This window comes from Arthrobacter sp. ATA002 (assembly GCF_026898095.1).
In the GTDB taxonomy this organism is placed as follows: domain Bacteria; phylum Actinomycetota; class Actinomycetes; order Actinomycetales; family Micrococcaceae; genus Arthrobacter_B.
In genome coordinates this window covers 1,619,762-1,631,754 of sequence record NZ_CP114015.1, presented here as the reverse complement: position 1 = coordinate 1,631,754, position 11,993 = coordinate 1,619,762, and the positions used below count along the sequence as shown (strand labels likewise).

Genomic DNA, 11,993 nt, shown 5'->3' with positions numbered 1-11,993 from the left:
ACATGCCAAATAACGTGTCAGTTATGCCATCTAACCTGTCAACTCACAAGAGAACTAGAAGTCCCAGTCGTCATCTTCCGTGTTCACGGCCTTGCCGATCACGTAGGAGGACCCGGACCCGGAGAAGAAGTCGTGGTTCTCATCCGCATTCGGGGACAGGGCCGACAGGATTGCCGGGTTCACGTCCGTCAGGGCCGACGGGAACATGGCCTCGTAGCCCAGGTTCATCAGCGCCTTGTTGGCGTTGTAGTGCAGGAACTTCTTGACGTCCTCGGCCAGGCCGACGCCGTCGTACAGGTCGTGAGTGTACTGGACCTCGTTCTCGTACAGCTCGAAGAGCAACTCGTACGTGTAGTCCTTCAGCTCCTGGCGGCGTTCCTCCGAAACAGTCTCCAGGCCGCGCTGGTACTTGTAGCCGATGTAATAGCCGTGCACGGCCTCGTCACGAATGATCAGGCGGATCAGGTCGGCCGTGTTTGTCAGCTTGGCCCGCGAAGACCAGTACATCGGCAGGTAGAAGCCCGAGTAGAAGAGGAAGGACTCCAGCAGTGTGGAAGCCACCTTGCGCTTCAGGGGATCATCGCCGCGGTAGTAATCCGTGATGATCTGCGCCTTCTTCTGCAGGTTCGGGTTCTCCGTGGACCAGCGGAACGCCTCGTCAATCTCCTTGGTGGACGCCAGGGTGGAGAAGATCGAGGAGTAGCTCTTGGCGTGCACGGACTCCATAAACGCAATGTTCGTGTAGACCGCTTCCTCGTGCGGGGTCAGCGCATCAGGGATCAGCGAGACGGCGCCAACGGTGGCCTGCATGGTGTCCAGCAGGGTCAGGCCGGTGAACACGCGCATGGTCAGCTGCTGCTCGTCCGGGGTGAGCGTGTTCCACGACTGCACGTCGTTGGACAGCGGCACCTTTTCCGGCAGCCAGAAGTTGTTGACCAGGCGGTTCCAAACCTCAACGTCCTTTTCGTCCTGGATCTTGTTCCAGTTGATCGCCTGGACGCTGTCGATCAGCTTCAGCTTCTCGGTCATGAATGGTTCCTTGTCTTGATAAGAGGTGTGAGAGGCAGCGACGCCCTAGGCATGGTGAAACGTCACAGCATGCAGCTAACGCAACCCTCCACCTCAGTCCCCTCCAGCGCGAGCTGGCGCAGGCGGATGTAGTAAATGGTCTTGATGCCCTTGCGCCATGCGTAGATCTGCGCCCTGTTAATATCGCGCGTGGTGGCGGTGTCCTTGAAGAACAGCGTCAGGGACAGGCCCTGATCCACGTGCTGAGTGGCAGCGGCGTAGGTGTCGATGATCTTCTCGTAGCCAATTTCGTAGGCATCCTGGTAGTACTCCAGGTTGTCGTTCGTCAGGTACGGCGCCGGGTAGTACACGCGGCCGAGCTTGCCTTCCTTGCGGATCTCGATCTTCGCAGCCACCGGGTGAATCGAGGAGGTGGAGTTGTTGATGTAGGAGATCGACCCGGTCGGCGGCACAGCCTGCAGGTTCTGGTTGTAGATACCGTGCTCCATGACCGAGGCCTTCAGCGCGGCCCAGTCGGCCTGGGTGGGGATGTGGATGCCCTCGAACAGCTCGCGGACGCGCTCCGTCTTCGGAACCCATGCCTGGTTCACGTACTTATCGAAGAACTCGCCGGTGGCGTACTTGGAGCGGTCGAACCCGGCGAACTTGCGGCCCGTCTCGATCGAGAGCAGGTTTGAGGCCCGCACCGCGTGGTAAACCACGGAGTAGAAGTAGATGTTCGTGAAGTCGATGCCCTCTTCGGAGCCGTAGTGGACCCGCTCGCGCGCCAGGTAACCGTGCAGGTTCATCTGGCCCAGGCCAATGGCGTGGGACGCGTCATTGGCCTTGGCGATGGAGGAACGGACCCGATGTGGCTCATGTCGGAGACGGCGGTCAGGGCGCGGATCGACGTTTCGATGGTCCGGCCGAAGTCCGGGGAGTCCATCGTCTTGGCGATGTTCAGCGAACCCAGGTTGCAGGAGATGTCCTTGCCGGTCTCGGCATAGGAGAGGTCATCATTGTACGTGGTGGGCTCGGAGACCTGGAGGATCTCGGAGCACAGGTTGGACATGATGATCTTGCCGTCGATCGGGTTTTCCCGGTTCACCGTGTCCTCGAACATGATGTACGGGTAGCCGGACTCGAACTGGATCTCCGCGAGGGTCTGGAAGAATTCGCGGGCCTTGATCTTGGTCTTCTTGATCCGGGCGTCGTCCACCATCTCGTAGTACTTCTCGGTGACCGAGATGTCGGAGAACGGCATGCCGTAGACCTTTTCGACGTCGTACGGGGAGAACAGGTACATGTCCTCGTCGCGCTTGGCCAGCTCAAAGGTGATGTCGGGAACGACGACGCCGAGGGAGAGGGTCTTGATGCGGATTTTCTCGTCGGCGTTTTCCCGCTTGGTGTCCAGGAACCGGTTGATGTCCGGGTGGTGGGCGTGCAGGTAGACGGCACCTGCACCCTGGCGGGCACCGAGCTGGTTGGCGTAGGAGAAACTGTCTTCCAGGAGCTTCATCACGGGAATAACGCCGGAGGACTGGTTCTCGATCTGCTTGATCGGGGCGCCGACTTCACGGATGTTCGTCAGGGCGAAAGCCACGCCGCCGCCGCGCTTGGAGAGCTGCAGGGCGGAGTTGATGGAGCGGCCGATCGACTCCATGTTGTCTTCGATGCGCAGCAGGAAGCAGGAGACGAGCTCGCCGCGCTGGGCCTTGCCCGCGTTGAGGAACGTGGGGGTGGCGGGCTGGAAGCGGCCCTCGATGATTTCGTCCACCATCTGCATGGCAAGCTGCTCGTCGCCGCGGGCCAGGTGCAGGGCAACCATGCAGACGCGGTCTTCGTACCGCTCCAGGTAGCGCTTGCCGTCGAAGGTCTTCAGCGTGTACGAGGTGTAGAACTTGAACGCGCCGAGGAAGGTCTCAAACCGGAACTTCTTCTTATAGGCGCGGTTGTACAGCTCCTTGATGAAGGTCATGGAGTACTGCTCGAGCGTTTCCGGCTCGTAGTAGTCATTCTTGACCAGGTATTCCAGCTTCTCTTCCAGGTCGTGGAAGAAGACAGTGTTGTTGTTAACGTGCTCAAGGAAGTACTGGCGCGCAGCAGCGCGGTCGGCGTCGAACTGGATCTCTCCGTTCTTGCCGTACAGGTTCAGCATGGCGTTGAGCTCGTGATAGCCCAGGCCCTTGTAAGCCTCCGGGAGCTCCTTGGAGTCCGTCATGCCGGCTTCTGCGACTGATGTGTCCAAAACTTTTCCAATCCTTCGTTAACCTTGGCAACGTCCTCGGACGTGCCCATGAGTTCAAATCGATACAGCACGGGGACCTGGCATTTCACGGCGATGATATCCGCCGCGAGGCAATAGGAGTCCCCGAAGTTTGTGTTTCCGGCGCCGATTACTCCCCGAATCAGGGAGCGGTTGTGCTCGTTGTTCAAGAACTTGATGACCTGTTTGGGAACGGCGCCGCGTGCCGCTGCCCCGGGCTGTGCTGCAGTGCCGCCGTAAGTGGGCAACAGCAGGACATACGGCCGCCGGGCCAGCAGGGTGGGTTCAGAGGTGTGCAGCGGGATCCTTCCCGCCTGCGTTTCCAGTTTTTCGACGAAGCGGCCGGTGTAGCCGGATGCCGATGAAAAGAAGATCAGGGGCGCATCGGTCATCGGATGCTCATCTGCTGCGGATCCCGTTTCCGGGCCAAGCCCGGTGCGGTCTGCTATCCCCAGTGCCATGGTTCCTGCGCTCCTGACGGTGCGGTACTGCTGGTGTGGTGCGGGTGCTGCGGAAGCCGTCTTAGGCGACCGAGGAAACCGAAGACTGATCCAGTTCGGCAATCTTGTCCGGACGGAAGCCGGACCAGGAATCCTGCTCGGTCACGACGACGGGAGCCTGCATGTAACCCAGTGCGCGGACCCGTTCCAGGGCCTCGGCATCCTGGGACATGTCCACGATCTGATACGTGATGCCCTTCTTGTCCAGCGCCCGGTAGGTAGCGTTGCACTGAACGCAGGAGGGTTTGGTGTAAACCGTAACGGTCATGGTTGGTCTCCCCTTGTGAAGCCTTGAAGTCTGTCCATTGATACTACATCCAGACACTACATCTAGTGCGCCGCCGCAACGGGAACCCCAAGATGATGTATTACAAGTATGTCATTCCCCGGTGCCGTCGTCCACAGCTAATGCACAGGGCAGGGCGGAAAATTCCGTGAATTCCCGCGGAGGGGCAGGGGTTCTCCACAGGCTGTGCAGATTGAACCCACAGCCTGTGCAGGGTAGCGAAGGCCACAAATTCATCGCGTGTCGCGGACCGACGGCGTGTCGTTCGGGATCGGGCCCGGACGGCCGGAACCGAGTGTCGGGACGATGCCGCTTCGACTGAGGAATAAGCCCATGTTCCCTACTCTGGGCGAGGGGAAGGGACATTACCCCGGCACTCGATTGCTTCCCGGGGCGGGGCGCTGAACCGGGCGATCCGGGCCGGGGGCTGGGCACGAATCCAGACACCGATCCGGCCCCGGCGGCGGTGCACCGGATACAGTGGTCGACGGCGGCAATGGGCACAGCGTTGGGGAAGGCGGCACCGGTGGTAAACCCGATTCATCTCAAGACACTCCTGGAAGTGATCCGGGTGGGGTCCTTCGCCGCGGCCGCCCTCAGACTGGGTTACACGGCGTCGGCGGTTTCCCAGCAGATGTCGGCTTTGGAACGGGCCACGGGCACGCATTTGTTCGAACGCTCGGCACGCACGGCAGTGCCCACCGAGGCCGCCGTCGTTATGGCACGGCATGCAGCGAAGGTCCTCACCGACATGGACGCCCTGCTGGCCGCCACCGCCAGGGTGGAAGCGGGCACCAAACACGAGCTGCGGCTGGGGATTTTTCCCAGCCTGGCCACCTTGCCCTTCCCCTGCTGATCGGCTCCCCGGGCTGGCAGGACCTGGGCATCAATCTGAAGATTCACGTTGCCGAACCCGGCCAGACCATCCAGGGGCTGCGCAGCGGCGGGGAACTCGACGTCGCGCTTATTTACCAGGTGGGCCAGGGCGGTCTCGCCTGGCCGTCCACGATCAGTCGCCAGTGGCTGGGAGACGACGACTTCCGTGTGGTCCTTCCCCGTTCCTGGGGCATTCGGGAGGGGTCGGCAATCTCCGCCGAACAGCTCTCGGACATGCCGTGGATCATGCACCATCCCGGAACGCCGGACGCGCTGGTGATCGAACGGCTCTTTGCCGGCTGCAACCTCCATCCCCACGTGGCTGCGTACTGCGACGACTTCAATGCAAGCCTGGAAATGGCGGCTGCCGGCCTCGGCGCGGCGCTGGTTCCGGAGCTGGCCATGCTCAACCGGCACGACGGCGTCGTCCTTCTGGACGTACCCGAGATCCGGCTTGCCCGGAGTATTTTTGCGCTGGTCATCAACGAACGCGAAAATCCCCGGGTCCGGCTCTTCCTTGACCAGCTCGCCGAAATCCTGCGGAGCCAGAGCATCGCCCCGCGGACCGCCGGAAACGCTTAGCTCCGGCCGGCTTCCCGGTCCCGGCTCCGGCACGGCAACCGCTGTGACCGCCGCTACCCAAGTGGCTTCCGCGGGTGAACGCGGGTAATACTGGCATAATGCCCACAACCGAGAACCTCTTTCGCAGGACGGGCAAGCTTCTGCGCGGCGTCTCCGTCTCCACCGTCTCCAACCGGCTTACCGGCATGCTCCGCTACACCCGCATCCAGCTGGCCATCAAGGCAGCGCTGGCGGTGGGCATCGCCTGGAGCCTGGCTCCCCTGGTGCCCGGCATCGCATCGCAGTACCCTTACTACGCTCCGCTGGGTGCGCTGGTCAGCATGTATCCCACCGTTTCCGGCTCAGCCAAGGCGGGGATTCAAACCCTGATCGGGCTGGTCACCGGCATGGGGCTGGCGCTCATCGCCCTGGTCTTCGGCGGACCGTCAGTGTGGACCATTGCCCTGATCGTGGGTCTCGGCGTGCTTCTGGCCGGCATTCCCCGGCTGGGCGCCGGAAAGGACTATTTGCCCGTTGCGGCCCTTTTTGTGCTGGTGCTGGGAGGAGATGATCCTGACGGGTACTCGCTGGGCTACGCGGTCCAGATGCTGGTGGGCGTAGCCGTGGGACTTACCGTCAACGCCGTCGTTTTCCTCCGCTGCACCTGAGCGGCGCCGTGGACGGGCTGGCTTCCCTGCGGTTGTCGCTGGCCCGGCAGCTCAAGGAGATGGGCACCGCAATTTCCGAAACCTGGCCGCCCGAGCACGAGGACTGGTCCAATCGCCGCACCGAACTCGTGTCGTTCAGCAGGAAGTGCGCGAATCGGTGCAGCTTGCCGACACCAGCCGCTACGGCAACCTTCGAAGCCGCCGCCACCAGCGCGACCTCGCCGCGGACTACCGCGCGCTGCGGGCGATGGAACGGGTGACGCTGTATGTGGAGGACATGACGGAAATCCTCGCAACGGCGATCTGGACCAATCCGGAGGACATGCCGGTTCCCGCCGGACTCGAGGACCAGCTCTCCACGGCCATGCTGGCCTGCGGCGAGGCGGTGGAGACCTGGGACGCCGACACAGACGAGTATGCGCATGCACGCGAGGCCGTGAGGCAGCTCCAGATCGATATGAACTCCTCCGCGTCCCCGGACAGTCCCGTGGACGTCGCCGCTTCCCTGGCGATGAGCATGCGCCGGATCCTGCGCACCGTGCAGACCGAAGAGGACCAGCCCTAACCCGCACTGAATAAACCAATGCGCACTTTCCTTTAATGGCCCCAAGCCCTTGGAACATTGACATTCGCGGCCTGCGCTGAGCGCTGTCCGTCAGCGGCACCGACCTGATCGGGGGCGGCCGGCACATAGTCCGAAGCCCCTGCCGGGACTACCCGGCGTCGGGCAGCAGCCCCAGTTCGGCCAGCTGCAGCGCCATGCCCGCGCCGTCGGGCGCATAGATCCAGGGAATGTCCGACGGCGTATCCCCTGCCCGCGATGCTGAGCGGCCGCCGGCCAGGACAGCCTCGCCCGTCGAAAGCTGCCGGATGGCGATGGCCCGTACGTTCTGCGGGTACTGCCGGGCGAAGGCCGCGTAAATCGCTTCGTCATGCTGCCCGTTGTCTCCGATCAGCAGCCACTTGATATGCGGAAACTCTTTGGCCAGGCGCTCAAGCTGCGTTTTCTTATGCTCCGGCCCGCTGCGGAACCAGCGGTCCCGGGTCGGTCCCCAGTCCGTCAGGAGCAGCGGGCCGGCCGGGTAGAGGTTGCGGGTGATGAACCGCGTCAGAGTTGCCGCCACGTTCCAGGCCCCTGTGGAGAGGTACAGCACGGGGCTGCCCGGGTTCTCCCGCGTCAGACGGTCCATCATCACGGCCATGCCCGGGGTGGGTGTCCGTGCGTGTTCGTCCAGCACGAAGGTGTTCCAGGCTGCCAGGAGGGCCGCGGCAGCGCGGTCACCATCACCGTGTCATCGATGTCCGAAACAACGCCGACGCTGGCCTCAGGGTCGACGATGTAGACCGGTGCGGCGGCGGCCTCGGAATCCTCGGACCGGAGTGTAACCGTGGTCCAGCCCGGCGCCATGCGCACGGGAAGGACCACATCAACAACGCCGCCGCGGTCAGCGGTGACCGGGAAGCACTCGTCGCCGATCTCCACAGTGACTGCAGCCTTGATTAATGGGCGGGCTCATGAAGTTGCGCCACCCGCGGATTCCGTCGCGGATGACCTTGGCTCCGTCGTCCTTCCCGGATGCTGCGAAGCCGGGCTTGGCAAGGATCACCCGGCCCAGCACCCGGACCCATTCGGTGGTGCCGTAGCCCGTGAAGGGCAGGACGGTCTGGACTTCGCCGCGTTTGCGGGCCCGGCCCTCCCGGTAGCTGTGCAGGGCATCTTCGAGCCGCATTCCGATATGGCTGGCCTGTTCCTTAACTTCCCTTACTGCGGGTCGGGTAGAACCGGACGGTGAGTCTGAAGGTTTCGGCAACATAACCCCAGTCTGTCAGACGCACCGGCCCCGGACGCAAAAAAGCCGGCAGCACCGTCCTGGACGGTGCTGCCGGCTTCAGCAAGCGGGCAGCGGCGGCTAGCGCCGGTACTGCGATGTCATGGGGCAGTCGAACGGGTCGCGGGCGGACAGCCCCACCTCGTTCAGGTACCGCACCACGATGCCGTAGGACTTGCCCAGCGTGGTTTCCGTGTAGGGGATCTTCTGCTCCGCGCAGTAGGCCTTCACGATTTCGGAGGCGCGGGCCAGGTTTGGGCGCGGCATGTTCGGGAAGAGGTGGTGCTCAATCTGGTAGTTGAGTCCGCCCATGAGGGTATTCATGCCCTTGCCCTTGATGTTCCGTGAGGTCAGCACCTGGCGGGACAGGAAGTCCACCTTGGAGTCTTTGGGGATGATGGGCATGCCCTTGTGGTTCGGAGCGAAGGATGCTCCCATGTACACCCCGAACACGGCCAGCTGCACGCCGAGGAACGCGAAGGCCATACCGACCGGCAGGAAAAAGAACACTGCCCCGATGTAAAGCCCCAGCCGCAGGAAGACCGTGGCGAGTTCACGGACGCGGCCCTTGACCTGCTTGTTGGCGAACAGGTGCTTGATGGACGTGGCGTGCAGGTTAATGCCCTCAAACATCAGGATGGGGAAGAACAGCCAGCCCTGGCGGCGGGCAAACCAGGCCATGAAGCCCTTCTGCCGTGCGGCCTGCTCCGGCAGGAACGAGATGGTGTCCATGTCGATATCCGGGTCCTTGCCCACCGTGTTGGGGTTGGCATGGTGCCGGCTGTGCTTGTTCATCCACCACTGGTAGCTGATGCCGACGACGGCGTTGGCCACGAAGCGGCCGGCGCGGTCGTTGGCGGGACCGGACTCGAACACCTGGCGGTGCGCTGCCTCGTGGGCAATGAACGCCATCTGTGTCAGCAGCACACCCAGCGCGGCGGCGATCAGCAGCTGGAACCAGCTCTCGCCGATCAGGAAGAACCCGGTTCCGGCGGCAATGAGGCCGGCACAGAGAAAAACAAAGGTCGTGATGTAAAAGGAGCGGCGGCGCTTCAGCAGCCCTTCGTCACGAACCGCCTTCAGCAGGCCGGAATAGCTGCTGACGACGGAGTTGGTGCGGGTCTTCGGTGCAGCTGGTTGTGCAGTTGTGCTCATGTAGCCCTCTGGGTTTCTTCGACTTCCCAGCCGGCGGTAGCGAGCAAGTGCTGCTCTGTAGATACTCCAGCCTAACCCGAATGTCCACCAAAACCATGTGACCGGTACCTCAAGTTCTCAAACCCGGCGGCCACGGGCCGGTTTCTCCGTGCTGCCGGGGCGGGTCCGCGGTGTCCGGTCCCGTTCGGATCCTGCCGAAAACGTGCGTCCGGCGTCGTACGATGGGCTCCTGCCAACCCGAAGGAATGCCGTGAGCACCGCCCCCGCACCAAACCCGACCGCCGCACCGCCCCGCATCCGGTGGCGGGCATTCCTGCCGTTTGCCGCAGTCTCAGCGGTCCATATCGCAGCCCGTGCCGCCGGCGCCGCGGAAATCGCGGAACCAACCAAGCTCATGCTGATGCCGCTGCTGGCTGCTGCTGCCCTGTGGGGCGGGCGCGGTTTCCTCCCGCGCCGGCCCGCCGCCCTGCTGCTCGCGGCCCTCCTCTTTTCCTGGCTGGGCGACGGGGCGGGTCTTTTCCTGGCTGGGCGACGGGGCGGGCGCATTCTTCCCGTTTGCCCCGGAACTTCCGGTCATGCTCGGATCCTTCGGCCTCGCCCACATCTGCTACATCTGGCTGCTGGCCCGGCACACTGCCGCCGGCCCGCTCCCCGGTGGACGCTCATTTTTGCCGTGTGGTGGGTGCTCATGCTGCTGGTGCTGTGGCCGTCCCTCGGGAGCCTGACCATCGCCGTCGCCGCCTACGGAACCGTGCTCGCCGGGACGGCGGCAACGGCGGCCCGGTGCGGTCCCGTGGTGGCAGCCGGCGGCATGCTGTTCCTCGCCTCCGACACCATCCTGGCACTCCGTATTTTCCTGCCCGACGCCATGCCGGACTGGACCAATCCGCTCGTGATGCTCACCTACTGCGCCGGCCAGGCACTGATCGTGGCCGGCGTGCTCCGGACCAGTGCCGCGCACGGTGCGGCACGGTCCTAGGATTCGGAGTCTTCCAGCGCACGGATCAGGGACGGCGCGTCATAGGGCCCAAAGTGCCGTACGGACCCAATGAAGAACGTGGGGGTGGAATGCAGGTCCATGAACTCTGCATCCAGTGCGTCGTCCTGAACCCGGTTGATCACCGCCCCTGACAGCAGGTCGCTGCGGAACGTTTCCGCGTCGAGCCCCAGTTCCACCGCGTAGCCGATCAGATCTTCAGTCTCGAGGTGGTCGTGCCGCTGGAAAAGCAGCCGGCCATACTCCCGAAAGGCCCCCTGCCGGTCCGCCGCTTCACTGGCCCGGGCCGCCTCCACCGCATGGGGGTGCACCCTGGTTAGGGGCAAATGGCGCCAAACGTAGACCAGGCGCGGACCAAAGTGCTCCAGCACCTCGTCGATGGAACCGGTCGCGCGTGAACAGAATGGACACTCAAAGTCACCGTATTCCACCAGCCGGAGCGGCGCTCCGGGATTTCCGCGGTAGTGGTCGCGGGCCGGATCGAAGTCCCGCACCAGGAACCGTCCCACGGTCGACGCCGGCTGGTACCGGTCCACGAGCCGAAACCATGCCCAGCCCAGCAGGAAGGCAGTAACCGACGCTGCGAGGACTCCTACGCGGGCTTCGGCCTGTACCAGCCCGTCGTCAACGGCCAGGTCCACAATGAACAGCGAGATGGTAAACCCGATGCCGCACAGTGCCGCTCCCCCGCCCACCCGTGCCAGCGTCAGTCCCGGCGCGAGCCGGCCGGCACCTGTCCGGAGCATCAGCGCGGTGGCGGCGGTGATGCCCACGGTCTTGCCGACTACCAGCGCGACAAGAATGCCCCAGGTCAGCCGGGACTGCCAGGCGGCGGCCAGGGTAGCGCCGTCCAGCCGCACGCCGGCGTTCGCGAGGGCAAAGAGCGGCAGGATCAGCAGCGACACGTACGGAGCGTAAGTGCCCTGCAGCCGTTCATTGATGGAAATGGATTCCTTCAGGCTGCGGGCGGTGGCTGCCGCGTATTCGGGGGTGGGCGACTGCCGGAATGCCCTCGCCAGCGCCTCGGTGCGTTCCACGTGCGGGCGGCGGGGCGGGAACACCGGGATCATCAGCGCGATCGCCACGCCGGCCAGCGTGGCATGCACTCCGGAGGCGTAGGTTGCGGCCCAGGTGAGCAGGCTCAGGACCGTGTAGGCAGGACCCCGTCCGGCGGGCAGGAACCGGACAAGCGCCACAAGCGCCAGTAGAAGCGCCGCCGCCAGCAGAGGCAGCGGCTCCAGGTCCGACGTATAGAACACCGCGATGGCAGCCAGGGCGCCAATGTCGTCCACCACGGCCAGGGTCAGCAGGAACACCCGAAGCCGGCCGGGAAACCGGGGTCCGGCGACAGCCAGCGCCCCCACTAGGAACGCGGTGTCCGTGGAAATGACGGCTCCCCACACCGCTGTGTTCTCCCCTGACGGGTTCAACAGCAGGAAGATCCCGGCGGGAACCAGCAAACCTGCCACCGCCGCCGCCACCGGCACCACGGCCCGGGAGCGGTCGGTCAACTCGCCAACGGTGAATTCACGCTTGACCTCCAGGCCGACGGCGAAAAAGAAAAACGCCATCAGCGCATCATTCACGATGTCGTGAAAGCTCATCTCCAGTTCCATGCTGCCGACCCGCAGGTCGACGGCGGTGTCCCAGAACTCCGTGTAGCCCGCCCCGAAGGGGAGGTTGGCCCACAGCAACGCCCCCAGGGTAAAGGCCAGCAGGAGCCCTGCCGATGTCTTTTCCATGTCAGCCGGCGATGAGTCGCGGAAAGAGCCGGCCGCCGCGGCGGGGAAGGATTGGCTTGTCCATGCCTGCATTGTGGTGCAGTCCCCGCGCTGCTGGCTAGGGCG

The 11,993-nt window shown here is 64.0% G+C and carries 8 protein-coding genes and 3 pseudogenes; 4 read left to right on the top strand and 7 right to left on the bottom strand.

Annotated features, from left to right (window positions below; translation table 11 throughout):
• Window positions 1-54: 54 nt before the first annotated feature.
• The 4 genes and pseudogenes from nrdF to nrdH form a co-directional block, all read right to left on the bottom strand.
• Complete coding sequence (gene nrdF, locus OL239_RS08060; RefSeq protein WP_268911402.1) at window positions 55-1,029, bottom strand: class 1b ribonucleoside-diphosphate reductase subunit beta; 975 nt, start codon at window positions 1,027-1,029, stop codon at window positions 55-57.
• Between the two features lie 62 nt (window positions 1,030-1,091).
• A pseudogene (gene nrdE, locus OL239_RS08055) lies at window positions 1,092-3,229 on the bottom strand (class 1b ribonucleoside-diphosphate reductase subunit alpha).
• Entirely contained in the window at window positions 3,226-3,735 is a 510-nt protein-coding gene (gene nrdI, locus OL239_RS08050; RefSeq protein ID WP_442864249.1) for a class Ib ribonucleoside-diphosphate reductase assembly flavoprotein NrdI, read from the bottom strand. Before nrdI ends, nrdE begins: the two are co-directional and overlap by 4 nt.
• A 61-nt stretch (window positions 3,736-3,796) precedes the next feature.
• Window positions 3,797-4,042, bottom strand: a complete 246-nt coding sequence (gene nrdH, locus OL239_RS08045; protein WP_227890139.1) for a glutaredoxin-like protein NrdH — start codon at window positions 4,040-4,042, stop codon at window positions 3,797-3,799.
• A 544-nt stretch (window positions 4,043-4,586) separates the two neighbouring features.
• Between nrdH and OL239_RS08040 the strand changes: the two are divergent.
• The 3 genes and pseudogenes from OL239_RS08040 (at window position 4,587) to OL239_RS08030 (ending at window position 6,730) form a co-directional block, all read left to right on the top strand.
• Window positions 4,587-5,518, top strand: a pseudogene (locus tag OL239_RS08040) (LysR family transcriptional regulator).
• 98 nt (window positions 5,519-5,616) lie between these two features.
• Complete coding sequence (locus OL239_RS08035) at window positions 5,617-6,165, top strand: FUSC family protein (RefSeq protein WP_268911401.1); 549 nt, start codon at window positions 5,617-5,619, stop codon at window positions 6,163-6,165.
• 145 nt (window positions 6,166-6,310) lie between these two features.
• Window positions 6,311-6,730, top strand: a complete 420-nt coding sequence (locus OL239_RS08030; protein WP_268911400.1) for a hypothetical protein — start codon at window positions 6,311-6,313, stop codon at window positions 6,728-6,730.
• Between the two features lie 148 nt (window positions 6,731-6,878).
• On the opposite strand, the pseudogene OL239_RS08025 reads toward OL239_RS08030, so the two are convergent.
• Window positions 6,879-7,979: pseudogene (locus OL239_RS08025) on the bottom strand (App1 family protein).
• A 96-nt stretch (window positions 7,980-8,075) separates the two neighbouring features.
• Window positions 8,076-9,149, bottom strand: a complete 1,074-nt coding sequence (locus OL239_RS08020; RefSeq protein ID WP_268911399.1) for a fatty acid desaturase family protein — start codon at window positions 9,147-9,149, stop codon at window positions 8,076-8,078.
• Between the two features lie 250 nt (window positions 9,150-9,399).
• Here OL239_RS08020 and OL239_RS08015 point away from each other — a divergent pair, with 250 nt between their 5' ends.
• A complete protein-coding gene (locus OL239_RS08015; RefSeq protein ID WP_268911398.1) occupies window positions 9,400-10,128 on the top strand; it encodes a lysoplasmalogenase family protein in 729 nt (242 codons plus the stop codon).
• On the opposite strand, the gene nhaA is transcribed toward OL239_RS08015, so the two are convergent.
• Window positions 10,125-11,888 carry a Na+/H+ antiporter NhaA gene (gene nhaA, locus OL239_RS08010; protein WP_268911397.1) on the bottom strand — a complete coding sequence of 588 codons (1,764 nt, stop codon included), beginning with the start codon at window positions 11,886-11,888 and terminating at the stop codon, window positions 10,125-10,127. The genes OL239_RS08015 and nhaA overlap by 4 nt on opposite strands.
• Window positions 11,889-11,993 lie beyond the last annotated feature (105 nt).

What these genes read in the sequence shown, in the direction of transcription:
- nrdF (WP_268911402.1), bottom strand. Translation starts at nt 1,029, where the DNA reads ATGACCGAGAAGCTGAAGCTGATCGACAGCGTCCAGGCGATCAACTGG.
- nrdI (WP_442864249.1), bottom strand. Translation starts at nt 3,735, where the DNA reads ATGGCACTGGGGATAGCAGACCGCACCGGGCTTGGCCCGGAAACGGGA.
- nrdH (WP_227890139.1), bottom strand. Translation starts at nt 4,042, where the DNA reads ATGACCGTTACGGTTTACACCAAACCCTCCTGCGTTCAGTGCAACGCT.
- OL239_RS08035 (WP_268911401.1), top strand. Translation starts at nt 5,617, where the DNA reads ATGCCCACAACCGAGAACCTCTTTCGCAGGACGGGCAAGCTTCTGCGC.
- OL239_RS08020 (WP_268911399.1), bottom strand. Translation starts at nt 9,149, where the DNA reads ATGAGCACAACTGCACAACCAGCTGCACCGAAGACCCGCACCAACTCC.
- nhaA (WP_268911397.1), bottom strand. Translation starts at nt 11,888, where the DNA reads ATGGAAAAGACATCGGCAGGGCTCCTGCTGGCCTTTACCCTGGGGGCG.